This window comes from Mesorhizobium sp. B1-1-5, assembly GCF_006443065.1.
Taxonomy (GTDB): domain Bacteria; phylum Pseudomonadota; class Alphaproteobacteria; order Rhizobiales; family Rhizobiaceae; genus Mesorhizobium.
Window position 1 is genome coordinate 1 of sequence record NZ_VFWS01000631.1, and the last position, 1,061, is coordinate 1,061.

At 68.2% G+C, this 1,061-nt stretch carries 1 protein-coding gene and 1 pseudogene; both read right to left on the reverse strand.

Going from position 1 to position 1,061, the window contains the following annotated elements; all coding sequences use genetic code 11:
* Nucleotides 1-883, reverse strand: an 883-nt coding sequence (locus tag FJ980_RS33930) for an FAD-dependent oxidoreductase (RefSeq protein ID WP_140547704.1), incomplete at its 3' end; no start/stop codon positions are given.
* 55 nt (nucleotides 884-938) lie between these two features.
* Nucleotides 939-1,061, reverse strand: a pseudogene (hemH, locus tag FJ980_RS33935) (ferrochelatase); the annotation flags it as partial.

Sequence of the window (1,061 nt, forward strand, 5' to 3'; positions counted from 1 at the left end):
CCCTGCCGTCGGCTGTCGCCCTTGCATAAAGATAGGGGTCCGACGCTTCCCAGATGAGGGCCGCGTCCGGCCAAATCTTTCGCGGCTGCGGGCGTGTGGCGATGGCCCATGTCGAGATGACGCGGTGGGCGGCTGCCGGCACGATGTCGGTCAACTCGTAGCCGGTCGCGAGCAGGACGTGCTGCGCGCTGATTATGGGGCCGCCCCTGGTGGCGACGACGACCTCCTTGGCGCTGTCTTCGATCGCGGTCTCCTCGACCGGGGCGTAGAGGCGCGCCTTGCGCTCCAGCGCCTTCAGCAGCAATCCGGCGGTCAGTTTGCGCGGATCGAGCGCGATGTTGCCATGGCTGAGGATGGCGCCGTCGCGCTCGATGCCGAATCGCGCAGCCAGCGGCGCAGGGGCGAGATAGGTCGCGGCGATGCCCGCCTGTCGCCGCGCCTCGGTCTCGTCACGCAACTGCGATGGGCCGAGCACGGTACCGGCCAGATAGAGGGAGGGGGCGCGGCTCAGGCGGCAGTTGATGGAGAGCTCGGCTATGCGGCCGGCAAGGTTGGAAACGGCCAGACGCGAGCGCCGCCAGGCCTGTTCCGCCGAGGCCTTGCCGATCATCCTGCCGAGTGCCGTCAGCGGCTGGTCGATCTCGAACTGCACCAGGGCGGTGGTCGCCGACGTCGACCCTCTCAGCGGGCCGCGCCGGTCGATGCAGACCACCGAATGGCCGTCAGCCGTCAGCGCTTCTGCGATCATGGCGCCGCTGATGCCCATGCCTATCACCAGCACATCGGCCTTGGCGTCACGGGTCAGAGCGCTTGTCGGGACAGCGGGTGCCCGATAGGCGGACCAGACTGGCCGGCCGCTTCTGAGGTCGAGCTTGCGGGGCATCGATGGTCTCCGGAGGGCGCGCCTCAACGCCCCGGAACGTCCATTGTTCCCGGGTTCAGATCCAGCCGGACAGTTCGCGCCGCACCATCGCCTCGATCACCGCCATGCCTTCGGGACTGTCGTTGAGGCAGGGGATGTGCGCGAATTTCCCGCCGCCGGCATGATGAAAGGTTTCCGC